Origin of the sequence: Heyndrickxia faecalis (genome assembly GCF_040267745.1) — a bacterium.
GTDB classification, from domain to species: Bacteria; Bacillota; Bacilli; order Bacillales; family Bacillaceae_C; genus Weizmannia; species Weizmannia faecalis.
This window is the reverse complement of sequence record NZ_CP158453.1, coordinates 3,402,761-3,426,871: the sequence shown is the minus strand read 5'-3', so window position 1 is coordinate 3,426,871 and position 24,111 is coordinate 3,402,761. Positions and strand designations below refer to the sequence as shown.

Below are 24,111 nucleotides of genomic sequence, written 5' to 3'. Positions count from 1 at the left end.
ATATCAAAAAATAGGTACCAATAATATTATTTTATGGTAAAATTTGTTGTGGTACTTCAAGTATCTTTTCAGGATCCGCAGCTTTTGCTGCTGAGAAACCGAGTGAAACCACATCTTCTGTAGTACAACAAAGTCAGGCAACTCAAGCTCAAGCTTCATCTCTTGCAGTAGATCCTGGTATTCAATCTATTAACGGTCAGATGTCTACTCAATCAGAACCAACTTACATAAATAAGAAGGCTTTAAGATGGGCAATTGATAGTACTACTCCTATTACTAATCTATTAGGTAAATATTTTGGTAAAACAGCTGTGAAAAAAGTAGGAAGCGTTATGCATAGTCATGTAAAACCTGCTCTACGTAAATTAGAAGCTTTAGATAAGGTAAACTAAAAGAAACTTTAATACGATGCTATGAAGGGACCACTTGGAGCTACAGCTGCAAGATTTGGTGCTAAAGCCATTGTAAAAGTGATTCAAATCTTTAGTCTCGTTTAAAAAAAGATAGGAGAATAAGTATGGATGCTAAAAATACCTCGCAAGTGATTGAAAATTTGGAGAACCAGGTAGAAAGATTAGATAAAGAAGTTTATAACTTAAATTCTAAGGTTGAACTTTTAGAAGGCCTTTTAATAAAAATTATTGAAAATCAAAAAATATCTCCTAATTTATTATTAGATATTGATTACATTGCTGTAAAAAAAGATTTAAGTGGTGAAGAGCGAGCTGAGATTTCATTTTTCCTTCTCAAAGTTCAAAAAGAGTATATGCAAGAAGGTAAAGTTCCAAATTTAGAAGAATTTCATTCTGGATTATGTAATGTACTAGGTGTTACTCAAAATGAAAAAGAAGAATATCCAATTGAAATCTCAAAACAATTGCTTCAGAAGTATGACAAAATAGGTGAATTTCCAGTTGCAAAAGAAATTTTATCTAAAAGTTGAAACACCGAAATCTATTCTCACCCCTTGTTCTACAAGGGTTTAAAGCAAAAATAAAAGCATGAACACTCAAAACTCGGTAAGGGGTATTACGATTGCCAAAATATGAGAGTAAAAAAGCCTTGATTGATGAAATTACTAAGAGTGCAAAGTTATTTATTGATGAATTCCGTTCTATTAATAATCTTGATAAAGATGTATTTGTAAACGGAGTGGATAGAACGCCATCCCAGATGATTGCTTACCAACTGGGATGGTTAAATTTAATATTATCATGGGAACAAGATAACAAAGAGGGAAAAAATGTAATAACACCTGCGCCAGATTATAAATGGAATAACCTAGGGGGGCTTTATCAGAGCTTTTATGATAAATATGCAAATGATTCGATTGAAACGTTAATTGAACTGTTTAATCAGGATGTTCATAAAATCATTCAATTGGTTGAAAGCTATAATGACCAAGAATTATTTGAGCAAGGCGGCAGACAGTGGGCGTCTTCAACACCATCCAATTGGCCAATTTGGAAGTGGATTCATATCAATACAGTAGCGCCATTTAAAACGTTTAGAACTAAAATTAGAAAATGGAAAAAGATAAAGGGATATAATGTTTAATGGATTTGCAGGATCAAATAAATTTAGAGACCTTTCGCAGCCGAAAGGGTACAAAAGGAGTGACTTGAAGTAGCCGGTTTAACCTATCGAGAAAAATTTTCCACATACGGTAAAGCGCTGTCTCTGCTCGTTTTCGAACGAATATGGTAAAATAAGGGCAGCTTATTTTAAGGGAGTTTTCAAAATGGCAAACGGATCATCTCTATATAAAGGACAGTATCATATAGAACTTAGGGATGTTGACTTTACGAAGAAGTTAAAGCTAAGCGCATTGTTCAGCTTGTTTCAAGACATTGCCAGCCTCGCCGCCGAGGATCTTGGTTATGGCATTGAGACATTGGAGAAGAAGTATAAGGTGGCATGGATTTTAACCCGCATTCGCGTGGATATCCTGCGCCATCCTACTTGGGACGAAAACATCACGATTGAAACGTGGCCGCTTCAACCAAGCAAGATTGATTTTGACCGCGACTTTCTTGTCAAAGATCACACCGGAGCGGTCATCATAAAAGCGGCATCAAAATGGGTCGTCATGGGTTTAAACGATCGGAAAATTAAACGAACGGAGTCAATTAACATCCACTACCCTGAAAACCGCACGGAACGCGCTATTGAAGGGAAATTTGGGAAGTTCAAAGACTTTGGTGGGTTGGAACCCGCTTATCAAAAAGTCATTGGATACAGTGATATTGATTTTAACGGCCATCTCAATAACTCCAAATATGTCGATTACATTATGGATTGCTTTCTTCCGGATTTTCACAAAAGGCACCCCATTCATACAATAGAGATCAATTTCAATCAAGAAGCCTTGCCGGGAGATTCCATTACACTATACAAAGATATTTCCAAAATGGACGAGCACGAGCTTTATGTTGAGGGGGTCAATCAAACCGATCATCATACCATTTTTAAATCGCGCATCACGATTCATTAAGGGGCTCTCAATCAGGTCCAAGTTCATAAATTCCTTTAAATCATGGTGTCTGTGTTGTCTTATTTTTCAAAAGGATGAACCAATTGGCCATAACCAAGTTAATTAAGTCTGCCAAAACGGGTTCTACTGTTAAAGTTTGGTTTCAGAAATGACCGAACCCCATTGTGATTCGGTCATAATATCGTCATTTTGGTGTTTTCTGCCGATAACCATGTTACCGGCAGCGTTTTTGGTGGTTTTCTCCAAAGAGTTTGACATATTCTCCTAAAGGTTTTTTGTTATATTCTCTATCGGGATATCTGATTTTATCTTAAATGAAGAATAAAACAAGGTAATCCGTAAGATGGCCATAACGGCGATTATCATACAAGTTATAAATATCCCAAAGGTTTCTATTAATCCCCAAGAAATGATCATAAAAGAAAGGGTGCCCAGATCTGCTGATGCCTCCATCACGCCCATTACTTTCCCTTTTTCATATGGGGGGATCGCTTTAAAGGTTTCAGCTGAGAGCAAATTATTTATTACGGGGTTCCCCATCGTCATAATGGCAAATCCAACTATAAAGAATATCCAGTTTAAGGAGGCTCCCATCATAACAATGCCCCCACATACCAAAAAGACAGTTAGAAAATACAAAAATACCTTTGAAGCGGATAAAATCCTGGATTTTGATAATATCATGTTGGATAAAATCACAAAAATACCACCAACGAGCCAAAAAATCGATATTTCAAAGTCAGCTACTTTAAAATGTCCTTCCAAAATATACACTGAAAGGCTCGTCATTACGGGACCAATCATGCCACCTAGTAAATGTGAGAAAAAGTAAATCCGCAGTATTTTATCTTTTAAAGTTCTTTTCAAATATGCTAAGGAAAACCATGCAGTATCATGCGAGTGTTCGATTTGAATTTTTTCATCAAACCTCGTGATTAAAAGCGCGCACACGAGAAAAGAAGCAGAGTCTATGAGAATGGCGTACGAACTTAAAATACCAAAAATGAGCGGCCCGATAGTAAAACCTACAGTCTTACAAGTTGTAGTAAACGTGTTTTTCTTGCTTATTGCCCTTGCTAATCCTATGTTTGGATCTTTAATAGTCAAATCTCTAAACCATACTTCAAGACACAGATTAGCAAAATGCCCAAGTGATTGGGATAAGATCATCAAAGGGAATAAAAAAATAATAAAATGTTTAAATGATAGTAATGAAAATAATGTTATCATAACAAAGCAATTAAGAAAAAAGGAAGTAAATATCATCTTTTTAGAAGATACTTTGTCTATAAAATGTCCGCTTACAATGGTAGATATTATTCCCGCAATCGTTTCTGTAAGGTACAAGCTTCCGGCATAAAGGAATGAGCCTGTTAGATTGAGGGCAAAAATGGGAAGACCGGTCCATGTTATTGCGGTACCTAGCGTATTAATGGTATCAACAAGTATTAATCTGTTTACTGCGTTATTTAACAAATTAGCACCCCCAAAAATGCTTTTATGACCAAAGGCAAGCCGCCAACAGTTTTTCTTACACATTATATTCAAAAATTGCAGCCGAAATCCTTCTCTAATCTGTAACTTTTGCTTATTCAATAGGCCATATATAGCCAGTCCCGGATTCAACAGGAAAACAGTCCGATTTGGCAGGCAAAATTCAATTGAAAACCAGATTCAAACTGGATCCAAAACGGGTTCGGTTTTTCTTTTGACCAGTGTAATTTCGATCCTCGATGCAGATTAGGAGGGGAATTGAAAAAGTTTTTTAAGACTGTCGGTGCATAACATTGCATTGGCATTCATCATGAACTGGATCCAAGAACAAGATCATTTACGCATAAGAGGGAGATCATTTTATAAGGAAGGTTGCGCGGTTGATCCTTTCTAAAAGGGAGGAAAAAAAGACCATCCTTTTTCGTTTTCGAGATGGTCTTTTTCAATCAAAATTCAATTTTTCTATCCCTTTCTTTTTGTTGATAAAATCACCAATTGTCCTAGTAAAGCCACTAGCACAAGACAGCCGGCTGCAAATGGAAGTTGGGAAGGTGTCAATCCAGCTACCATAACAACCCCTCCAAGCGCAGACCCTACTGAGCTCCCTAAATAATTGGCGGAACTGTTTAAAGCGACAACAGCGGGTCCGTGTTTAGGCTGTAACTCGAGTAATACATGCTGTTGAGGGGCTAGTGAAGCCCATCCCATTGCACCCCAAATAAAGAAGGGTAGAAACATTAGAATAGGAACTCTAAGACCTAACGGCAGACTGAACATGGCTAATGCTAATAGAATTAATATACCGCCCGTAATCCAGCCTGGACGTCCTATTCGATCAATAAGAGTACCAATGAATAAGCTGCCGACAACACCACCAATGCCCCACGCCCAAAGATATGGTGTAACAGAATGGATTCCATCCAAGTTCTGCAAGATTGGAGCGATATACGTATAAAGCCCCAAACTTGCAATGCCTGTCACAAAAGTAATGCCAACCGTTGCTGTTACTCTTCCATTGGCCAGCATTGCAAGACGTTGCCGTAATGACGGTGGGGGCGAAGCTGGAATGTTTGGAAACCAGATGACAATCCCAATCATAGCAATGAGACCAAGTATCGTAATGAGCCATAACGTCCCATCCCAACCTGCATGCGCAGCAACTATCAATCCGAGTAGAACCCCCACGACCGTCCCCATGCTCATACCGCCTAATGTCATACCTAAGGCACGTCCGCGCTTCTTATCGGAAACAAGAGATGAAGCGGCTGCCGTGGCAAGCGGAGAATAAAGACCAGCTCCGATCCCTGCAATTCTTATACGATCAATCGTTTCCAAAGGGAATTTATCTATGCGGCTGGCGTACGAATGTCATCTTGAACATTTGTGAAATATACGCTCATAAAAAGGCATTCCGGCAAATATTTCAAAGTATACGGCTGATTGACTGGGTGTCGAAGCTGAAACGGAATACTGGAAATTGAAACGCCTGCAAATGTGGGGAGGGGGGAGTATGGCCATAACAACCCGAAAACAGGCAATTATAATTCCACTTTTAGCAATACCTTCAAACATATAATTCTAATTACTAAATATTTACCTATCGAATTTTCACACTTTTTTAATTGGGGATGATATCTTTTTATCCAGTTCTATAACCCACATTTCGCACGTCTTAAATATAGTTCATTCTAATTTTTGAATGAACTATATTTAAATGGCTTGGTGGGATGATATCTTCTTATTTTTGAGGAATTTTCGATAAAATTCTTTTCAATTCGACATTCTTTTCATGAATTCCTCCTATTGTGTGTTATTCTCCTTTGTTTTCGACATTTTTTGACACGTATATTGATACATCATACCCGCATAATTCAATGATTTTTTTGGCTTGTGAATCAATATTATCGGGTAAGAGCCTTATTTTTTGTTGATTTTGATTTATAAGGATCACGGTAATATCTTCTAATTGCTCTAACAATGCTTGGCCTGTGGGTTGATAGAGTTTCCTTTTTCCTTTCAAGATTAGAGATAGGTTCTTTTCTTTCAGTTCTTTTCTAACTCGATATTCTAAAATTCCATAGATTAATAAAGCCATCACATACACAATACCTAAGGCCTCAACCCTTTCCGGGGTTTTTAAGTAAATGGCATCAATCATTTGTGAATCTTTGATTAATCGGAAACGGGTCTCAGCGGCCGACTGTCCTTTATAAACCCTCAAAACTTCTTGATTGGATAGTGTCTCCTCATCTAATTTATTTGTGATTAAAACAAAAGTGCTGAGCATTTTTTTCTTATTTTCGATAAAATCATGATCTTTTTCAAACGATTCCAGTTGTATTTGATAGATTTGTTCTTGTTTTGTCTGTTCGTCCTTTTTAGGTCTTCCTCTCTTTTTTCGTTTGATAGGTTGATCACTCATCTGGACGTTTAGTTTATAACAGAAATATGAAGCCTTTTGTTTTTTCTTAAAAGATTGAATTGCTTCTAGTGCGTCCTCTTTACAATGAAAGATAACTTTACTCAGTTTTTCTATCTCTTTTTTTAATTGTATTTCTTCCTTTTCGATCGCCCGATTTAGGGTTTTCTCTTTTCGTTGATCTAAATTGTTTGAGTGGACAACAAGAAACCGGTAAGGAAGGTTTTGAATTTGTCTTTCAAAAGCTTGAATTTGGTAAATAGCTGCGTCTTTTTTATTGCTAAGTGAGCCTACCCTTTCCCAGTTATTGAGCAACCATGCCTCTTTCTTTAGTTCTGTGCTTAAACCGAATGTATCAGGTAAACGGGAAATAAACGATAAATTTTGTTGTTGAATTTCCGCTAGATTTTCCGTTGTGATTAATGCAGAATCGGCTTGATAAATGAGATTTTTCCAATCTTCATGGGAAAGGATTTTTCTCATCTTTTGAATGAATTCCACATTCCAAGATTTATCCGAAGTATTCCCATTTTCTACTTTTGCAAGGATAGGAATTCGTTCAGGTGTGACCCCCATCCCCAGAACGATTTGTTTTAAGTCAGGCCTATGGGCCTTACTATACCCGTACGTAATTTGCAGTCCATCTTCCTTCGGTTGCTTATATTCTCCGTAAACAGAAATTGAGGTTGTATCGTTATGCAGTACACCAATAGGAAGATTCAATTTTTTTAGTGCTTTTAATGCAATGGTGGAATAGACTTTCCATGCTTCGGCTTCATACAAGTAATCTAATGCTCTTCCTAATGCATCATCATTTAATTGATCGGGTGAAACCGATGTATCGAAAAGCATCTCAGAATCTAGGTTTTGATAGAATTCATGAACCTTATAAAGGGGCTTGCCACTGCATAAAATGTTTAAGACAAGGGCTTTAATCCTTGTTCCGGGTGAGACATGACAACGGACAGAATCCCATTTGACTAAATCATTAATGGTCTTTTCGAGTTCTATTTCATCACACAGTTTAGATAAAAGTTGAGACGGCCCCACATGTAAGGTTAAAATTTGATCTGACATAAAAATTTCCTCATCTTCCCGTAATTTAGATAATCATTCAATTCTACAAAGAAGGAGAAAATTCCTTTAAAAAAATCATAAAATGGAAAAATTTACGTGCGGAATATGCGCTATAAGTAATTGACCGATCTTTTTATCATGAATCACTTGATCGGCATATCGATCAAATTGGGTCGGTTCCATGTTCACAATCACTAATTTTGCACCGTTCTCTTTGGCGATTAAAGGAAATTGGTTGGCAGGTGTAACGGATAAAGAGGAACCTAAGACGATAAAAAGGTCTGCTTTCTCCGCTTCCTCCAGAGCAAATTGAAAAGCTTCTTGTGGCAGCGCTTCACCAAATAATACGATATTTGGTCGTAGCACCCCGCCGCATTCACAGTAGAAATCGTTATTGACATAGTTTTCACTACTATATTCTCTTCCACACGTTTGGCAATGGACTTTTTGAAGGGTCCCATGCAATTCAGCGACCCGCTTACTGCCCGCTTCCTGATGAAAGCCGTCCACGTTTTGAGTAATAATTGAGCGAATGAACCCTTGCTGTTCCCATTTGGCTAAAATATAATGACCTTGATGCGGTCCAAATTCTTTTACACCTAATACGCGTTCCCGATAAAACTCGACAAATGCTTCGACATTTTCATTCAGGGCTTTCGTACTGGCAATTTGACTTGGATCTTTCTTTTTCCACAGTCCGTTATGTCTTGAACGAAAATCCGGTAGTCCGCTTTCGGTTGACATCCCTGCTCCGGTAAAGACGACCGTATGACGGGATGACTTTAACCAATCTTCTAACATGAAATCCGCTCTCCTTATTTATGTTAGATAAGTTTCCCTACAAATCATTGTACGCTACCTGCCAGAAAACTTCAAAAAGCGAATGAAACCTCCTACATTTTCATTTCAAAGTGTACATTTAGATGTCAGAGTGCCCTCCCATTTTTTTGCTCATCTACCCCTTCGAGTAATATACAGAGTTTCTACTTTTTTAGTGAACCTTGCGTCATATTTTTGGCATACAATAGGACTTTAAATTCATTTCTATTCGCCAAATATAGACAGAATATTGAATGGAAACGCTTGACTTGTGACTTTTTTCCTGTGAAAATAGTAATAATGTGGAAATCAATGGAAAGAGGGAGAGTGTTATGGGGATCTTTTTAAAAAAGTTAAAATCATGGGACCAGTACATGCATTATTGCGATGATACGGATATAACGGAAATTGGGGGAAGAGCACGGGAAAAATTAAATTACCTCGGTGTGGATCAGGAAACATTACAAAATGTTCGGGAAGCGGCAGCGATTATAGAGCCTTATAAGGAAAAGATGGTTCAAATTTTTTATGAAAGGCTTACTTCAGTTGAACAATTTCATAAACTCATTATGCGATATTCTACCCTCGACAGGCTGTATGAAACTTTAAAAACATATGTGGAGCAGTTTTTTCAAGCAGAAGTGGATAAAACCTATGTGCTTACAAGAATTAAAATTGGCAAAGTCCATAGCAGGATTAATTTAACGGCTGATAATTTTATTGCAGCCCACCATTTTTTGATTCAATCGATGGGATCTATACTCATGAAGCATTTACATCATACGCCCGACAAAATGACAAAGGTTGTCCTTGCTGTTCAGAAGTTAGCTGCGTTTGACCAACAATTAATTGTGGAAGTCTATATGGAAGAAACGTTCAGAACTTTTTTGTTTGGTATGTCAGATATGCTGAATGAGACAACGAAAATTAATGAAACCAAACAATTAATTGAATCGATGAACAGGCAAATAGAAGAGACGGATAATGTTTCGGCGGCAACGGAAGAAATGAGCGCATCCATTCAGGAAGTGGCCCAATATGCAACCAAAGTTGCGGAAGGGACCGACCAGGCAGTCCAGTCTGTGTTTACAAGCAAAAGAGTAGTAGATCATGCGCTTGGGGATATTCAAATGGTCGGGCAAGTATATGAAAACGTGTTTGAAAAAGTGGAGCTGCTGGATAAAGAAATTCATAATACGAAAGATGTTATAAATGTGATCAGGGGGATAGCTGACCAAATCAATCTTCTTGCTTTAAATGCCAGCATTGAAGCTGCAAGGGCTGGAGAAAACGGGCTTGGCTTTGCCGTTGTTGCCTCAGAAATCCGGGAGCTGTCAGAACATACGAAAGTTCAAATTTCCAGTATTACATCGAACATGGAAGCGCTGCAAAAAGTGGCCAATGAGGTCATCCAAGAAATACAGCAAACAGGCAAAATTGTAAAGGAAAGTGTCGGCCATGCCGAACTTGCCGGTACAGAAATTATGGAAATTGTAAAAATGATGGAAAACATCAATGAATCGATTACACAAATTGCCTCAATGAGTGAAGAACAGTCCGCAACCATTAACGAAATTGCAAATTTAAATAGTACGATAAGAAATCACAGTCAGCAGTCCCAGGAGATTGCACGAAAAACAGCAAAATTAGTATTTGATTTAAGCAAAAAAATGGATCACTTTAGGAAAAACTTTTTTACGATTAACATTAAGTTTAGCTCAAAAGATATTGTAAGAATCACGAAAACGGATCACCTGCTTTGGAAGTGGAAAGTATATAACATGCTGATGGGACTGGGAAATATTGATGAAAACGAGTTGACTTCTCACGAAACTTGCCGGTTAGGCCAATGGTATTACGGAAATTTGCCTGAAAATATCAGGAAAATAGATGCTTTTAAACAATTGGAAAAGCCGCATAAAGAAGTCCATCATTATGCAAGACAGGCAGTGGAAAGTTTTAAAAGGGGAGAGGTGAAAACTGGAGAAGGTGCGCTAAAACAGTTGGAAGAAGCCTCCAACCAGGTTTTAGAATTACTGTCCAATATTGAATCACAGCTCGGATAGCTTGCGTCGGGGTTTAATAAATGCCTATAGAAAAAGCGGGACATTACGAACGTCCCGCCGTTTTTAGAAATTCACTTTGTTTTTTCCACAGTGACACTTCCATCTGCAGTGAAAAGCTGGATCATAGATTTTCCCCTGCCGAACGTCATATTTCTGTTAGAGCTGCCAAAAACGTTAACTTTTCCATCTACTGTACTTGCACTGATTGTAGCATTATCCGGTTTTTTCTCCGTTTGTATTTTGATATTGCCGTCAATTGCTCGCAGTTCTACCGGATGATTCAAGTGACGAGTGATAAAAAGGATACTTCCGTCAGTGGTTTTACCCGAAACCCGGCTATCCAAATGCTTTAAAACTATTTTTCCGTCATCCGATTTTACTTTGACTAGGGAGGCTTTCACATTTTCAAGGGTGCTTGATCCGTCACTTGCCTCTGTCGTAATCGTATCCGCGTTGATACGGTTCAGTTCAATTTTTCCATCCCTTACATGGATGCGCATCTCTCTTGCCCGAAAATCCCCCGCCCGGACGCGCCCGTCGTTACTATTAATTTGCAATGATTCATACCATTTTTTCGGCACATACACTTTTAAAGACGAGGATGAAGGGAAGAAGTTGACGAAATTTCGTTGTTTATATTTTACATTGATGGAGAGCACAGCGTTCTTAACATCCGTAGACAAGTGATATGCAGAACCTTTTTCGGCCCTGCCTGATACTGTGATTTTTGCTGCCGAACCAGTCGCTGGTAAAATCTCAATTGCGGTATTATCGGTTGCGATCTGAATTCGGCTGAACTTTTCGTGGATGACTTTTTCTTCCAACTTGGCTTCTTGCCGGAAGACGGGCCTGAATGTAAGGAGGCTTCCAACAATCCCTACAAGTAACAGTACCAACGCCACAAGTGACATTTTCTTTATTTTATCCATTTTTCAGCCCCCCTTTGATCAGATTTACATTCCATCTTAAATAGCGGATAAAGCCTTGCATTAATGTACGGGTCGCAAAATACATCCCGATGACGACAAAAAATCCGATCCCGCAAGTGGCAATGGAAACAAATAAGTAAAAAAGCGTGAATGTTTCCGGATACAGGAGGATGTTTATGAGAAACAGGAAAGGAGAAGCCAAAAACACAATTCCTGTAATCCAGCCGGAAAAAATAATGCCGGCCAACGCAATAAATGGCCCCAGTACAATGGCCAAGTTGAAAAATCCCAATCCAATCGTGGCCCATACTGCGCGCAAAATATTTCCGAACGTTGCCTTTGTCTCCACTCTTTCCAGATGGTAGGCCGCAACCATGTCTTTTGCAATCTGGTGCGGGGAACCAAGGGAAGTTGAAATTTGTTCTTCTGTTTTTCCCTCCTGCAAGCCAATGGTGAAATGTTCTTCAAAATCCTGCAAAATATCCTGGCGTTCATTGGCAGGAAGGCTTTTCAACGAAGATTCCAATTTGGATAAAAATTGTTTTTTATTCATGAGTCACACCTTCTTTTATCAGTTGATTCACCCCATCAGAGAATGCCTTCCATTCCAGGAGCAGTTCGTGGAGAAAAGTCCTCCCACTGTCTGTTAGTTTGTAATATTTGCGCGGTGGCCCCTCTGTAGATTCCTTTAAATACGTTGTAGAGTAACCTTCTTTTGTTAACCGCCTCAGCAGGGGGTAGATAGAGCCTTCGGAAATGTCAATCTGCTCCGAAATTTTTTGGACAAGTTCATATCCGTAGCGGTCCTGTTTATCTAATAAAACGAGCACACAGAGGTCCAAAACCCCCTTTTTAAACTGGACATTCAAACTTTCTTCACATCCTTCCCGTTGCACACCGGCCAGTACTGTTTTATATTCAGTACTGCGTTTAACAAGAGAATAACACACAGTATTAATTATTGCAAGGTACCGGAATCATTTTTTTCAAAAATCCGGAAAAAATTTTGGCAGTTGGTGCCGGGGAAGAAAGCGGCAGTGTAAAAACCCATTTTTGGAAAACATCCACTAGGACGAGGTTGGAACGCTGGTCAGAAAATTATAAAAGTAAAGGATTTCAAACTTTATCCGATAAAACAGGGTAGAAAACCGAATATTCTTGACCAAACGCGAGGTCTAAGAATGATTCTGAAAAAAGAGGGATAGCAAAATGAAGATCGCCAAATTGAAAGACTTTCACTCCATCCGGCAAAAGCTTATGGCCATTTCCATTGTTCTTTTGGTGGTGCCAATGCTTATTTTAGGTTTCTTAAGCTATAACCGCAGTGCCGCCAGTTTAAATGAACTGGGAAAAACCAATCTAAAAAATAATGTCAATGAAACAATCCGGTTGATAGCTGTACTGGATGAGGAAGTGAAAAGTGGGAAAATTTCTTTAAGTGACGCACAAGAAAAAGTAAAAATTGCCATTCTCGGTGAAAAGAAAAAGGATGGCACACGTCCGGTTAATAAAAGCATTGATTTGGGAAAAAACGGATACATGTTTATTTTGGATGATACAGGAACTGAAGTGGCGCATCCTTTTATAGAAGGAAAAAATATTTCAAATGAAAAAGATGCTGACGGGAATCATTATGCCAATAAAGTCCTTGGAGCCGGGAAAACAGGCGGATTTACCTATTTCTCATACAGTTACCCGAATGATCAACACAAAGTCGGCAAAAAAGTGGTGTATGCAAAAAAGGATCCTTACTGGGGATGGACGGTTTGTGCAGGCGCCTATATGTCAGATTTTAACCAGCCGGCCGAACAAATCCTTCACTCACTTTTAATCGTTATGGGCATCACACTTCTCGTCGGGCTGTTCATCATATGGCTGTTCACGAGAAGTATTGCAGCCCCGCTTGGAATGGTAATGGATCATATCAGAAAAATTTCGGGCCATGATTTAACGGCCGGGCACATCAAGGTCAAGACGAAAGATGAGATCCGCAAGCTGTCGGACGGCATTAACCATATGCAGGATGAACTGAAGGGCCTGATCCATGAGATTGCAGATTCTTCAGGGCTGTTGTCAAATTCCAGCGAGGAGCTTGCGCAAGCGGCTAATGAAGTAAAAACAGGGTCGCAGCAAATCACCGCAACGATGGAAGAACTGGCATCCGGAGCTGAAGAACAGGCAGATCAATCCGGAAAGCTGTCTGAAAATATGAAGCAGTTCACATCCAATGTGCAGGAGGCGAATGCACAGGCGGATGAGGTTCATCAATCTACAAATGAAATTATGACATTGGCGCATAAAGGGAATGAACTAATGGACCGCTCTTCGGGCCAAATGGAAAAAATTGATCAGGTCATCCAATCAGTTACCGGGAAGCTTCAGTCTTTGAATGAGCATTCGGAAAAAATTTCTAAACTGGTGACGGTCATTAAGGAGATTTCCGATCAAACAAATTTACTTGCTTTAAACGCAGCAATTGAAGCGGCGCGGGCAGGAGAAAGCGGAAGAGGATTTGCCGTTGTCGCAGAAGAAGTCCGGAAGCTGGCTGAACAAGTTGCAAGTTCCATTAGTGAAATCAGCGGGATTGTTGCAGGAACCCAAAAAGATGTGAAAGAAGTAACGGATTCTTTGCATGAAAGCTATGAGGAAGTACAGCAAGGCACAGAAACCGTTCGCGTAACAAAGGAAACCTTTACGCAGATCAATGAGCGGATTTCAGACATGGTTGCCCATATTCGAAAAGTGGCTGCCAATTTGTCAGGAATTTCCGGCACAACCGAAAAAATGAATGGTTCTATACAAGAAATCGTAGCGATTACTGAACAATCAGCAGCAGGTGTTGAGGAAACGTCAGCAGCAACCGAGCAAATTGGAAGTTCTATGGAGGAAGTGGCTGAAAGCGCGCATAAACTGGTGGAAATTGCGGAGCATCTTCATTCCCTTGTTTCAAAATTTAAGTTATAAGTGAACTGGTTTTTAAATAGCAAGCGGCATAGGCATTTAAGCGAAGGAAAGCAGACAACATCCGGCCAAAAGTTCACGCGGAAGGATTCTACATATCCCGCTGCACATGGCCAGAAAGAAACGGCATTTGCCCGGTTTAATCAAACGTTTGATTAAACCGGGCATTTTTAACTTTACCTTTTCACTCCGGCTTTATCGTTTACGATGCTTAACGAATGATCCAGCACGGTAATCAGGATGAGGAGCAAGGTGACGCCGCCACAAAATAAGCCGATATGATGAATTCCCGGCGTATTTGCCCCGGATTTTAAAAACAGCCCGTTTGCCGCCGAAGCAAGAATGGCGCCCAAGTACATAAATGTTCGGAGCAAGCCGGCTGAAGCCCCGATTTGTTTTGGATTCGCCTGATAATAGACGGCATTCTGGTTGCCCAGATTCAAAAGACCCTGTGGAATCCCCAGCAGAAGGACAATAAAGGCGATCAAAACAACACTCGTTGTATGATGAGTAAAAAGCAGCAATGAGACGGCGATAAACTGAACAATACTGCCAGCTATTAATTTTAAACGGATGGCGGGGCTTTTCCCGGTCACTCGGGTTACGGCAATGGCGGTTAAAGACATCGGCAACATCAGCAGCCCGCCGCTAGATGCGGATAAACCCCTTCCGTCTTCCAGCCATTGTGGAAACCCATAAATGAAGGAATAAGCAACCAGACCTGAAAGCAACCCTCTTGCATAAGTGAGAACCAGAGGGATATTCCCGCTGAATACCCGAATATCGATAAAAGGATTTTTTATTTTTAACTCGGCCGCAGCAAAAATGGCCCCTGCAATCCCTGCTACTATCAAAAAAGCAATCTTCGACAAGCTTGGATGCATGAGAAACAGCAAAAGGGAAGTTAATGTGATGCCAAATAAGGCAATGCCCGTAAAATCAATGGCAAGAAGCTTTTTCCCTTTCATCGCTTCTGGCGGGGCTTTAGGAAATCGGAAGTATCCCAATAAAATGCAAGCAAGCGATAATGGAATATTGACGATAAAAATGCTTTTCCAACCCCCGGCACCGATGAGTATACCGCCTAGGGCAGGCCCGATCACGGCAATCGTTTGGCTTGCTATTCCGAGCGTCGCCAGGATGCTTCCCGGGCTTGCTTCGCCTGTTCGTTCAGCTTCACTGCGAATCAGGTACATAGATGCGGGATACCCGGCGCACGTACCCAATCCGAGCAAAATTCTTGCTGCAACAAGCCACCAGAAACCCGGGGCAAAAATGGCAATGAAACTTGAAATTCCGACCAATGAAGTCGCTGTTAAAAAAAGGGAACGGGGTCCGAACAGATCAATCAGCTTCCCAACTACCGGCTGCCCAATGGCAGTAGCAAGATATAAAGCGGCAACAAGCCATGCGGTTTCTGAAGGCGGAACATGAAATGCCTGTCCGATTGGAATTAGCGCCACTGACATAATAGAAGAGTTGATGGGGTTGAGAATGGAACCCAAAATCATTGGCAATATCAGTTTTTGATTAAAGTGATTTTCAATTGCAGCTTTGTTTTTCTTTTTACCAGTGTGGAACAAGTTTCATTCCTTCCTTCGACTTGGTTGGCAGGGCCTGTTCTGCTGATTTCAAAACAGGCCCTTTTTTTAATCCAAAGTGCCGGCCCAGGTACTGACCGTCATTACTTTTGCCTGGACAGGGAATAATTTTTCCATCAGCATGTGGTGAATGTCGGGATTGCCATCATGGCAGGCATCCCGGAGTACGATTAAGGAATAATCTTTATCAGCGGCCTCCCGCAATGTCGATAAAACGACACCGCTTGTGGTAATGCCGCTAAGAATGAGTGTGTCAATTTCCTGGGCTTTCAAGATCATTTCGAGATTGCTGCCGGAAAAGGCGCTTATCCGGTATTTTGTAACAACCGGTTCATTTTCTAAAGGTTGAACGGATGGGTGGATCTGTGTCGCTTCATCGAAAATGGTCATGTCGCCGTATTCAGCAACTCGGGCATAAGTTGGATGGCCTTGGTTAATTTCAGGGTAACCTTTACTAAATCCAAGACGGACGAAAATAACCGGGATATGATGTGCACGGGCGCTTTCGATTGCTTTTTGATTCGGGCGCAGCATTGTTTCATTTCCGGCAAAACGGGATACCATGCCGTTTTGCATATCCAAGACCAACAATGCAGCTTTACTGGATTGATTTTGCATGAATTGTCAACTCCTGTTCATTTGGTTAATATTAAGAAGTGGAGAGCTCTCCAGTTCATATTAAACGGAGATGTCTCCGCTTGTCAACGATTTTTTCCGGGAGTGATAAAGTTGAAGGATGAAAAACCAGGCTCCGCACGGGCGGAACGGCGTGATGCAGCTGAGAATCGCCAACGTATATTGGCTACCGCAATCCGGCTGTTTGAGCAGTTCGGGGTTGAACAAGTCAGCATGAATCAAATTGCCACAGAAGCCGGGATTGGGCCGGGAACGCTGTACCGCCGTTATCGAAATAAAGGAGAATTATGTCTGGATTTGATAAAAGGCAATGTGGTTTCGTGTTTCAAAGACATTCAAACGTATTTGGAACACAATCGGAAAGAGCCGCCGGAACAGCGATTAAAAGGCGCTCTCCGTATATTTCTCCGTTTCAGGGAAAGCAAAATGCAATTGCTTAAAGGTGTGGAGGACGCCGGTACAACAAATCGAAAAAAGGCAGGAACACGCAGCCCTTTATATGATGAATTGCACCGGTTGCTGGTAGAACTGTATCATGAGATGAATAATGAAAAAGAAGCCGTTCGAAACAATGTCTTCAAAGCGGACATGCTGCTCGAGGCATTAAAAAGTGATGCCTACTTGTATCAACGGGAAGTGCGCGGATATTCCCCCGAGGAAATATTGGAACTGCTCTATATCACATTTGTTTCATGACGGATAAATTTATGGTCACTCGCCATGCATGTACACTTGTTGAGAGAATGGTAAGGGGAAGGGAAAACACTGCGGAATGTTTTTCACGATGTAAAGAGAGGCCATCCCCTTGGCAATGAGGATGGCCTGTTTGTACTTACAAAACCCATTATTTTAATTTTGCTACCCCTAATGCAAAATGGCTCCAAAGTATATTTTCAACCGATTCTGCTTGTGACAAATCACATTCAACAATTAAAATGATTTCAGCGTGTTTCCCTTTTAAAACACGCTTCTTTTTCTTTATGAACAGCTCCATTACAAGCCGGATGGCAAAACCCACAATAAACCCGGCAAATGCACTAATCAGCCCCCAGTAAATGGGCCCCCAGGCGAGTTTAAAGCCGATGCTTGCGCCGATTACAGAAAATGCAGTGGCGATCCCCATGCCGATATCAATTAGGCTTGTACCGTCCGAGCGGTGGAGCGTATCAAAAATTTTCCGTTCTTATTTTCGGTTATCCAGCGGGACCGCAAATATATTTTCTTTCGGAATCCCTTTCTTTTCCAGTGTTGAAATGGCCATTTCCAAAAATCCGTTACTTTCGAATGTAGAAAAAAGCTGCAAACCAATCACTTCACTTTTTGTTCTTTTCGTATCCGGAAACCGTCCGGCTGGTAATGCCGGGTTAAATATTGTCGTAATTCTTTATCGAAAAGTTTGTTGTTTTCGACTGTATTCATATACGAATCATAAGCGGCAAACCCAAAGTGTGAAGGGATGAAAAGAAGCCATTCCGGGTTTATAACCGAAGTTGCTTCTTTTATTTTGCCCCAAAATAAAAGTATAACCGCTTCCTGGAAATGGGACTGGTAATAAAACACCACCAGCCATACGATGACAAAAATTGCTGTTAAAACTCTGTGTATATAGAGCTGCCCCAATCCCGGGACAAATAATGACCACATAACGGAAAGTAGGGGGTTGCGCTTATCCAGGTAGTTAATCTCCAATGCGCCCAATGAAAAAGAATTAAAACGGTGTTCCTCCCGTTCTGCTAACAGATAAATCTTATTCATATCCACGGTTGTGCGATAACTGTCCCAAATGCCAAAAAGGTAAACAGGAATATACATGAGAAGCCATCTTGTGTCCAGTACGGCTTTTGCCATGTCAATATTTCCTTGAAACGAGTAAATCATGGAAAGGTTCACATTTGCTTTCAAATTAACGACAACTTCCCAGATAAATAAAGCATATCCCCTGATATATTTGGATAACAGCAAATGCCCGAATCCGGGAAACGCGGCGGACCACCATGCAATGATATAAGGATTTCTTAAATGCAATTGCGTAGTCCCTAAAATACTAACATGTGCTTTATATCGCCTGGCTGTATTATCGTTACGATAATTGTCCATCTTATCCACCTTTAAAAAGCCCATTTAGGATAGCTTGCCGAATACGGAAGGCATTTATACCCGCGGCGTTCTGGCCGGGATAATGGGATGAATCTGATTGGATTGGGGAGCACATCCCCGGAAGCCGTGACTCGTTTACAAGAGGCGGGTACATCATTGCTTCATCCGATTCCAAAGCACTTGTCGCTAAAGCCATCGATGATTTTTATTCTCGTATTGTATGGAAAATAGATAAAATATAAGAAAGTTGTGGTCATATGGCAGTATTAACCCCTGATTCAAATGAATTTCAAATTAAATTGGAGTTTTTAACCTCTCCTGTCTTTGAAATGATGGCATCTTTAAGAAAATGCTATCTCATGCAAGGGCGGTTGGAATGGGAAGATATAAACTTGCAAAATTTTTATACGGAAAATCAAGGATTACTCAAAAGGTACTACGGCGGTTTTGAGATGGGGGCCCAGCTTGCTGAGCTTGTGATTGGGCTAAGCCAGCCCCATTCTATTCAGGATTTTATCCATTGGGTTCAACAGATGGATCGTCCCCGTTTTCTTTATTACTTATTGGGCCGGTATCTGGAGGTGGAGGAAATTGAAACCATTTTTGAAAACTCGCCCGAACCGTCAAATGAAATAAAGCAAAGAATTGAAAAAAAGGGCGGATTCGTGCACCAGGAACAGTTGGCTTTTGCGGAAAATTGGCCTGTTTGGCATCAAGAGTTGGTCGATTTATGGTCTGCATACTATGAGGAATATTTTTTTAAAATAGCAAGGCATGTGGCGTCTTTTTGGGAGCAAGCGAATGACAAACTGGCAAGGGACCTGAATACGAAAGGGCTAAATGAGGTTTTGAGAAGGCTGCTGAAGGGAAAAACGATTCCTGAACAATTTCCTGAGAATAAGCAAACAGAAGTGGTTCGCTTTTTTCCTTCTTACTTTGTTTCACCAAAGTTCATCCTGATTTGGGGATGGGGCGAATTAAATCTCGTTTATGATCTTACAGCATATGTGGACCAGCCATTGCCCGCTCCTTCCCCTTTTGAGATCAATGACACGCCGGCCACATTGGATGAAATCTCCTTTTTTGGCAAAGCGTTATCAGAGCCGATGCGTATACGGATTTTGTCTTTGATTGCAAGAAAGGAAGGAATCAAAGCCCAGGAGATGGCCGAAAAATTAGACCTGAACCCTGCCACGATCTCCAGGCACCTGAACATTTTGAAAAGTTGCAAGCTCATCACGGAAACCAAGCAAAAAAGCCATAATATTTACTTTATCAATCATAGCGAGTTCAGGCGCTGGGCAAAACAATTGGAGGGGGAGCAATTTTTAAAGGCTTTCGATTGATGCTTGATTCGGCCGGTTTGTTTTAGAAAGCAGCTAAGGTGCCCTTTAAGGAAATGCGTTTCAAGCGGAATGATTTGTTGATCCGTTTCTGGGAAGCACTGGTGGCACGGGCAAGCCTCTCTCCTGTACTTGGTGCAGCCGTGCATGTAGACTAAAAGGAGACAATAGGTGAAAGCAGGTGTTGTTTTTTGGTATCCTATATCGTATTAAACAAACGGAAGATTGATGTGGAACGTTATCGGGAAGAGGACGTACAGGGGTTGAAGCAGATCGTGGTTGACTTCAAGGTCACAAGCGATGATTACCATGATATTGCCACCTTGCTGTATCAGGAAAAATTTGATGTGGAAGTGCCTGAAAAGGGGCTTGCTTTCAGGGGCACGATCCGGGAATATTCCACTTCCATTACGAATCTGTACGAAAAAGGTCAGGTCGGCGACTACCATTTAGCATTGCTGGAAGTGAAAGAAGGAGAGAACAAAGCGTGAAACTCAGTATTTTAGACCAGGCACCCATTTCTTCCGGCCAGACAGCGAAAGACGCCCTGTACAACGCGATGGAACTCGCCCGTGCAGGCGAGTCATTCGGGTACACGCGGTACTGGGTTGCGGAACATCATGATTTGCCGGGTATTGCCAGCAGTGCGCCCGAAGTGATGCTCGGTTTTATCGGCGCGCATACGAGCACGATCCGGATCGGCTCCGGGGCCGTGCTTTTGCCGCATTATAAACCGTACAAAGTCGCGGAAGTGTTCAATTTGCTCTCCGTGTTGTTTCCAGGCCGCATTGACCTCGGCATTGGCCGGGCGCCGGGCGGTTCTGCCGAAGCAACCAGCGCATTATCCGATCAATTTTTGCAAAAAGTGTACAAGATGCCGGAACTGGTGGAAGAATTGCTTCATTTTCTCCATCACGATTTCCCGGAAGACAATATTTTTTCCCGCGTCAAGGCTGCCCCTGTCCCGGCCGATCCGCCGCATGCTTGGCTGCTTGGCACAAGTGGCAAAAGTGCCGTGCTGGCTGCCCGGTACGGCATGTCGTATGCGTTTGGCCAGTTCATGAGCGAACAGGATGGCGCGGCAATTTTAAAGCAATATGAGCAGGCTTTTACCCCCCGTAAGCCGGGGGATACGCCGCAAACTTTGTTAACCGTTTCCGCAGTATGCGCCGAAACAGCTGAGAAAGCGGAAGAAGTGGCATGGAGCTCCCTGATATGGCAGCTGCAGGCGGAAAAAGGGGGACAAGCATCCGTGCCGTCCATTGAAGAAGCAAAATCTTATCCATTAACCGGAAAAGACAAAGAGAAATTGGCAAAAATGAAGCAAAACATGGTGATCGGGAATCCGCGGCAAGTACACGCGGCATTCACTAAGTTGCAGGAAAAATACGGAACGGATGAAATCATGATTTTGACGATTGCCCATTCTCCCCAGGACCGGATACATTCTTACAGGCTTATTGCGGAAGAAGTGCTGGGGTGAAGCAAAGTACTGAATGGCCTTTAGCGGCAATAAAAGCCCACTTTTCCTAATTGATGGAAGATGTGGGCTTTTATCTATATGCTCCCCTAACTCGCCAAATGTCTAATGAAGGCTTGCTGAACGAATCCGATTCTAGTTTTCACCCAATTTATCAGCAAGCTCTAGAACTTTTTGCCAAAGCTGTCAGCATACTGTAAAAATCTGGGGATTTTGGTTATTCAGTAAGCCCTATGTTAAGGAAGCGCGGAAAAATGACATTGTTCCTTTACATAGAGGCTGTCTATGTTAAGGAAGTGTGGAAAAAAGACGTCCTTTCTTTACATAGAGTGCGTCTACGTTAAGAAAGCGTGAAAAAAAGACGTCCTTTCTTTACATAGAGCGCGTCTATGTTAAGGAAGCACGAAAAAACGACGTCCTTTCTTCACATAGGGCGCGTTTCAAAGTGTAAGCTTTTCCCTTCATTTTTTATAAAACCCTTGCATTAATTCTTGCCAAAGCTGCCAGCATCCTTGCCAAATCTAGAAATTTTGCTTATTCAATTCAGCAAGTCCTAATTAGAGGTTTTATCGAGACAGTTCTATCTAACCAGCGGATTGTCAATTAAACGCTCTCGTGCTTCAAGGTAATTTAATATTCGGGAAAAGTTCTAAGCATGTAAAGGAAGTATGGGATAAACCAAGTCAAGAGAAAGTCAAAGTACATTACGTGAAAGGCACAGATGTTTACTATTATTGGGGATATTCTCATGAAAATAACGAAATATCTTGTTTCATCATTTATTTTTAGTAGTATTATAGCCGAAAAAATAAATGGATCCAAAGAAGCATTGTATAATAAAAAATACACTACAACTATAACCCGTCTTTAGAAACAGAGGCAGTGCCTTTTCTCGTAGATCCATCCATTTCATGACAAAATCGGAATTGGGAGAGGTGAAAAGGGTCTAATATCCCCAGCGTTGTTAACCCAAGTATGAACAGAACAACGCATGCAAAGAAAGGAATCGGCCAGGTTATTCCCGTCACCAAGTCAATGTTTTCCAATGAGTTTGGAAATCCTAAGACAACTGGTTAGGAGTGTGATCAAGTGGGATTGATGCAAATGGTTTTAATACTTGAACACCTAGCAATCCAAATACCACTTCAATAACCGCAAATTTTTTCAACCAGATCTTCTCCTGATCCAATCTTCCCGCCTTCCCGCTTTATCACCCGAATTGGCAAAAACCTGCTCGAAGTGAGAGCAGGTTTCTATTTTACTTTACATCTGAGGTGGTTTCATGCTGTTCCGTGATTAAAGTATTTTTCTTTTTTAAAAGAATAACAAAAGAAATCATCAAAAGCACGGATGCACCGATGAATGTAAAAATAATGTTGAACCGGTCTGAGACTGCCCCGGCCGCCACGGTAGAAAGCCCGAAAACGAGTGTGACCAAAGCATTTTGGGTGGAATAGATTTTCGGCAGCATCCGGTCGTCTGCAGTAGTTTGCAAGATCACTTGTAAAGAGATACCTTTAAGCTGGTCGAATATCCCGTTGGCCGCAATGAGCAGCAATGCTACCCATGGAACGGTATTGAAACCGAAAAACAGTGTGGTCAGGCACACCATCCCACTACCGGTGACCACAGTCAGGATCGGCCGGTTTTTGATGAGGGCGGACCTGTAGCCGACAAAGCCGGCCAGCAACATGCCGATAAAAAAGGCCGTGTTTAAGTACCCCCACCACGCAACCCCTGTTTTCAAGCGTTCCCGAATAAAAACATACAGGACGGCAGACAGCCAGGCCGTACTCGCAACTGTTTCAAAAACCATCAGCAAGTGAATCGTTCTTAACGCCCTGTTTTTAAAAATGATCTGCCATCCTTCCACCATTGCTTTCCTCAAAGCATTACCCTGTTTTTCCTGCCAGTTTGCGTGCTTCCTGTCCACAATGAAACCCATCATCAAGGTGGAAAGCATATACACACTAAAGGTGATCCAAAACATCCCGGTTGAACCGAATGAGGACAGGATGATCCCGCCAAGCGCCCAACCCCCTAATTGGATGGACTGGTCTGTAATAGAGACAAGGCTGTTTGCTTTTACGAGCTGATCCCGTGGAACAAGCCGGGGGATCATGGAACTCCTGGCAGGTGAAGCCCACCCGTCAAAAAATGAAATCAGCCCAACGAGCAGAAACAGCAAGGTAATTGTAGCAGGCTGAATGAAAACCATTGCGTAAACAGCTAATGCCATTAAGAGCAATGTTTTGATCAACTGCGAATACACCAGCACCTTTTTGAGCGAAAAACGGTCCAACAATATCGGTGCAATCAAGCCGCTGACAAACATCGTCAACGTGTTGGTGAATGGAACAAGCGACACAAACAGCGTCGATCCCGTGACAGAATAGACAAGGGAAATCAATGCGACAATATAAAACACATCCCCTGCATTCGCCAGGCACTGGCCAAACACCAGACATCCGAATGAGCGTTGCTTCACTGTGATCAAGCCCCTTTATTCAGTTTTTATAGCTGTTTAAGAGGCTTACATCACATTGGACAACGGCTCCTTTGGAAAGAATTTTTTGATAATAAATATTATAAAGTGTTTGGCGTTTGGCATCAATGCCAAAGTTGCCGCCTTTTAAATGTTTTAAGTCATGCATTGTACGGGATGTTAAGGATAAATCATAGTAATAAAGTTGGT

The 24,111-nt window shown here is 41.3% G+C and carries 20 protein-coding genes and 1 pseudogene; 9 read left to right on the top strand and 12 right to left on the bottom strand.

All coding sequences use genetic code 11. The annotated features are described in order from the left end of the window. Positions 1–517 precede the first annotated feature (517 nt). The 3 genes from ABR335_RS16245 (at position 518) to ABR335_RS16235 (ending at position 2,494) form a co-directional block, all read left to right on the top strand. Positions 518–943 (top strand): hypothetical protein, encoded by a 426-nt coding sequence (locus tag ABR335_RS16245; protein WP_017550300.1) that lies wholly within the window; start codon positions 518–520, stop codon positions 941–943. A 92-nt stretch (positions 944–1,035) separates the two neighbouring features. After that, the gene (locus ABR335_RS16240) at positions 1,036–1,557 is read left to right on the top strand and encodes a ClbS/DfsB family four-helix bundle protein (RefSeq protein ID WP_017550299.1); all 522 of its coding nucleotides are present in this window, start codon (positions 1,036–1,038) and stop codon (positions 1,555–1,557) included. 184 nt (positions 1,558–1,741) lie between these two features. Then, positions 1,742–2,494 carry an acyl-[acyl-carrier-protein] thioesterase gene (locus tag ABR335_RS16235; RefSeq protein ID WP_017550298.1) on the top strand — a complete coding sequence of 251 codons (753 nt, stop codon included), beginning with the start codon at positions 1,742–1,744 and terminating at the stop codon, positions 2,492–2,494. Positions 2,495–2,758: 264 nt separating this feature from the next. On the opposite strand, the gene ABR335_RS16230 is transcribed toward ABR335_RS16235, so the two are convergent. The 4 genes from ABR335_RS16230 to ABR335_RS16215 all read right to left on the bottom strand — a co-directional run bounded on the left by ABR335_RS16230 (position 2,759) and on the right by ABR335_RS16215 (position 8,285). Beyond that, positions 2,759–3,970: an MFS transporter gene (locus ABR335_RS16230; protein ID WP_061086861.1), complete on the bottom strand. Its 1,212-nt coding sequence runs from the start codon at positions 3,968–3,970 to the stop codon at positions 2,759–2,761. Positions 3,971–4,450: 480 nt separating this feature from the next. Beyond that, on the bottom strand, positions 4,451–5,323 hold the full coding sequence (locus tag ABR335_RS16225) for an MFS transporter (RefSeq protein WP_350346387.1): 873 nt from the start codon (positions 5,321–5,323) through the stop codon (positions 4,451–4,453). Positions 5,324–5,798: 475 nt separating this feature from the next. Further along, complete coding sequence (locus ABR335_RS16220; protein ID WP_260832243.1) at positions 5,799–7,484, bottom strand: IS1634 family transposase; 1,686 nt, start codon at positions 7,482–7,484, stop codon at positions 5,799–5,801. A gap of 75 nt (positions 7,485–7,559) precedes the next feature. Next, positions 7,560–8,285, bottom strand: a complete 726-nt coding sequence (locus ABR335_RS16215) for an NAD-dependent protein deacylase (protein WP_350346386.1) — start codon at positions 8,283–8,285, stop codon at positions 7,560–7,562. A 350-nt stretch (positions 8,286–8,635) separates the two neighbouring features. Here ABR335_RS16215 and ABR335_RS16210 point away from each other — a divergent pair, with 350 nt between their 5' ends. Continuing rightward, complete coding sequence (locus ABR335_RS16210) at positions 8,636–10,369, top strand: methyl-accepting chemotaxis protein (RefSeq protein ID WP_350346385.1); 1,734 nt, start codon at positions 8,636–8,638, stop codon at positions 10,367–10,369. 71 nt (positions 10,370–10,440) lie between these two features. Here ABR335_RS16210 and ABR335_RS16205 read toward each other — a convergent pair whose 3' ends face one another. The 3 genes from ABR335_RS16205 to ABR335_RS16195 are packed head-to-tail and all read right to left on the bottom strand — an operon-like array spanning position 10,441 to position 12,167. Then, the gene (locus ABR335_RS16205) at positions 10,441–11,298 is read right to left on the bottom strand and encodes a DUF4097 family beta strand repeat-containing protein (protein WP_014096445.1); all 858 of its coding nucleotides are present in this window, start codon (positions 11,296–11,298) and stop codon (positions 10,441–10,443) included. Further along, on the bottom strand, positions 11,291–11,851 hold the full coding sequence (locus tag ABR335_RS16200) for an HAAS signaling domain-containing protein (protein WP_014096444.1): 561 nt from the start codon (positions 11,849–11,851) through the stop codon (positions 11,291–11,293). Before ABR335_RS16200 ends, ABR335_RS16205 begins: the two co-directional genes overlap by 8 nt. Further along, entirely contained in the window at positions 11,844–12,167 is a 324-nt protein-coding gene (locus ABR335_RS16195; RefSeq protein WP_014096443.1) for a PadR family transcriptional regulator, read from the bottom strand. The genes ABR335_RS16200 and ABR335_RS16195 overlap by 8 nt, the downstream gene beginning before the upstream one ends. Before the next feature lie 340 nt (positions 12,168–12,507). Here ABR335_RS16195 and ABR335_RS16190 point away from each other — a divergent pair, with 340 nt between their 5' ends. After that, on the top strand, positions 12,508–14,262 hold the full coding sequence (locus ABR335_RS16190; protein ID WP_061565119.1) for a methyl-accepting chemotaxis protein: 1,755 nt from the start codon (positions 12,508–12,510) through the stop codon (positions 14,260–14,262). 173 nt (positions 14,263–14,435) lie between these two features. Here ABR335_RS16190 and ABR335_RS16185 read toward each other — a convergent pair whose 3' ends face one another. Both ABR335_RS16185 and ABR335_RS16180 read right to left on the bottom strand, forming a co-directional pair. Continuing rightward, on the bottom strand, positions 14,436–15,842 hold the full coding sequence (locus ABR335_RS16185) for an MFS transporter (RefSeq protein ID WP_017550289.1): 1,407 nt from the start codon (positions 15,840–15,842) through the stop codon (positions 14,436–14,438). A gap of 66 nt (positions 15,843–15,908) precedes the next feature. After that, complete coding sequence (locus ABR335_RS16180) at positions 15,909–16,478, bottom strand: cysteine hydrolase (protein WP_014096440.1); 570 nt, start codon at positions 16,476–16,478, stop codon at positions 15,909–15,911. A gap of 102 nt (positions 16,479–16,580) precedes the next feature. Here ABR335_RS16180 and ABR335_RS16175 point away from each other — a divergent pair, with 102 nt between their 5' ends. After that, complete coding sequence (locus ABR335_RS16175; protein WP_350346384.1) at positions 16,581–17,192, top strand: TetR/AcrR family transcriptional regulator; 612 nt, start codon at positions 16,581–16,583, stop codon at positions 17,190–17,192. Between the two features lie 148 nt (positions 17,193–17,340). On the opposite strand, the pseudogene ABR335_RS16170 reads toward ABR335_RS16175, so the two are convergent. Further along, a pseudogene (locus tag ABR335_RS16170) lies at positions 17,341–17,799 on the bottom strand (hypothetical protein). A 5-nt stretch (positions 17,800–17,804) separates the two neighbouring features. Continuing rightward, positions 17,805–18,593, bottom strand: coding sequence for a hypothetical protein (locus ABR335_RS16165; RefSeq protein ID WP_026683802.1), 789 nt, complete (start codon positions 18,591–18,593; stop codon positions 17,805–17,807). 392 nt (positions 18,594–18,985) lie between these two features. Between ABR335_RS16165 and ABR335_RS16160 the strand changes: the two genes are divergently transcribed. From ABR335_RS16160 to ABR335_RS16150, 3 genes are all read left to right on the top strand, one after another. After that, complete coding sequence (locus ABR335_RS16160; RefSeq protein ID WP_230951734.1) at positions 18,986–19,939, top strand: ArsR/SmtB family transcription factor; 954 nt, start codon at positions 18,986–18,988, stop codon at positions 19,937–19,939. A 188-nt stretch (positions 19,940–20,127) separates the two neighbouring features. Beyond that, on the top strand, positions 20,128–20,427 hold the full coding sequence (locus tag ABR335_RS16155) for a YkvR family protein (RefSeq protein ID WP_026683798.1): 300 nt from the start codon (positions 20,128–20,130) through the stop codon (positions 20,425–20,427). After that, positions 20,424–21,419, top strand: coding sequence for an LLM class flavin-dependent oxidoreductase (locus ABR335_RS16150; RefSeq protein ID WP_026683797.1), 996 nt, complete (start codon positions 20,424–20,426; stop codon positions 21,417–21,419). The genes ABR335_RS16155 and ABR335_RS16150 overlap by 4 nt, the downstream gene beginning before the upstream one ends. 1,255 nt (positions 21,420–22,674) lie before the next feature. Here ABR335_RS16150 and ABR335_RS16145 read toward each other — a convergent pair. Further along, complete coding sequence (locus ABR335_RS16145) at positions 22,675–23,904, bottom strand: MFS transporter (protein ID WP_026683796.1); 1,230 nt, start codon at positions 23,902–23,904, stop codon at positions 22,675–22,677. Positions 23,905–24,111: the final 207 nt, after the last annotated feature.